Genomic DNA, 1,783 nt, shown 5'->3' on the forward strand with positions numbered 1-1,783 from the left:
AGAACCATCCCACACAACCCAAGCATCAAACCACGCAGTTCCAACTCCTGGTTCATAAGCCCAAGCAGCACCAGAGCACCAAGGAACTGTTACTCCATCTCTGCATTGATACAGCTTTCCTTTGTTGTGAACTACTTGATTTCCTGAGTATTCAGTCCCAAATAGGTAGTCGGGGTATCCTTCAACTGGGGGAAGAACTGGTTCAGTTGGAGTTTCGGGGTCAGGGGGAAGCGGAGATTCGGGATCTGTTTCGCTTATTATCAACTCCCACGGTGTTTCCCATGCATGTTCGACCTTATCTCCAGGAGATTGCCCCGGGTTGGCCCACCACTTAGCTTGATAAATACTACCATTGAAGGAAACTTGCGAACCTCCACTATAATTTTGTTTTGGATCGTATAAGTCAGCGGCTAATGTTGATGAACTGATTAATAACGTTGCTATTAACGTTAATGAGCTTTTGTTCATAGTTTTATTTTTACCTTTTAATCATTCAAATAAAAAAAAAGCAGTGGGGTTCCCTGCAGTAACCCACTGCCGATAAAAAAAAGCAGTGGTTCCCTGCAGTAACACCACTGCCGAGGGATACCCTCTTTAGGTTGGAAGCTTTCTTGCTTAGTTTACTTTTTCGCAGCCGTTAGTAGGCCGCGTTAAAATACTAATGGTTTCATCTTGTTGGTGACAAATGGTAAATCCTGATAATTTGCGGTAACAATACTGACAATTTGTGACTGTAATACTGATAATTTGTGATTGTGATTCTGGTGGTGAGGGGGGCGGAGTTGTTAATCCCTTGCGTTAAAAGGGTAACCCCAAAAACTGGGGGTAGCATTTTAAGATGGAGAATTAAACCTACCGGTTTACCGATTTGTAGATAGCTGAAACTGTTGTTTCCGTCAATTCAATCATTGATGAAAGTAATGTTATAACTTCTACATTATCAGGAAAGTAGTTTTCATTGAGATCAGGAAACTCATTCATCATGAAGGTAACTTTGACTGGGATATCAATGGCCTTTTGAAATATGTGAGATGAAGGGGGGGGGACTCCTAAATCTACAAACTTTAGCAAGTTAGGGGATGCTTTTCAGGTAATATAGCGTATTCCGTTAGCAAGATTTAATGTGCCTTTAAACATACTTGGAAAGTCATGGACTTGTGCTCGGATAGCTTTACAAGATTTTTGTTTTTACTCTCCAGTCGGGGGAGGAAGTTTGTGCTTGTCTAGAGGTAGTGTTTAGAGCTTGTAATAAGTTCTTTTACTTCACTAAAGTCTTCTTTAGATCTATCTACTTTAAGAGTACCATTTTCCGTATGGTAAAGATTCCTCAAAGAATTTAAGAGCATGCTCGTATTTTATGGCCTTGGTGGATATTCAGGCTCAATTTGAGTAAGAAAATATCAATGTGCCCCGACTGTTTTATCAAAAATACTTCACATTTGAGTTCACAAGTTTTGAGTGTCACTGATAGCAGTTGCGATTATGAAACTCTGCAGGGGTACAGGTTGGATAGAGCATGCTCTTACACTCTTTGGTCAATCGGTGGAGGTTTAGATGTGACAAAGGGTTAGCCTTTCGGCTAACCCTTTGTTTTAATTGGTGGAGGCGGCGGGGCTCGTATCGTCCTGATACTTGCTCCTTCGGGACCGTCGCAAGCGACGGTCAATTCTATTCCCGACAAACTTGTCGACCCCTGACACGGCTTTTCGCCCACACCGCTAACCAATAAAAAAAGCCCCTATCTTGCGATAGGGGCCTTTTCCGAATTGGTGGAGGCGGCGGG

General features: G+C 42.4%; 1 protein-coding gene. It reads right to left on the bottom strand.

What is annotated here, in order from left to right; genetic code table 11:
- Positions 1-468, bottom strand: a 468-nt coding sequence (locus ACHUFW_RS03325; RefSeq protein WP_394200587.1) for a carbohydrate-binding protein, incomplete at its 3' end; no start/stop codon positions are given.
- Positions 469-1,783: the final 1,315 nt, after the last annotated feature.

Source organism: Shewanella waksmanii, from assembly GCF_043643685.1.
Taxonomy (GTDB): Bacteria; Pseudomonadota; Gammaproteobacteria; order Enterobacterales; family Shewanellaceae; genus Shewanella; species Shewanella waksmanii_A.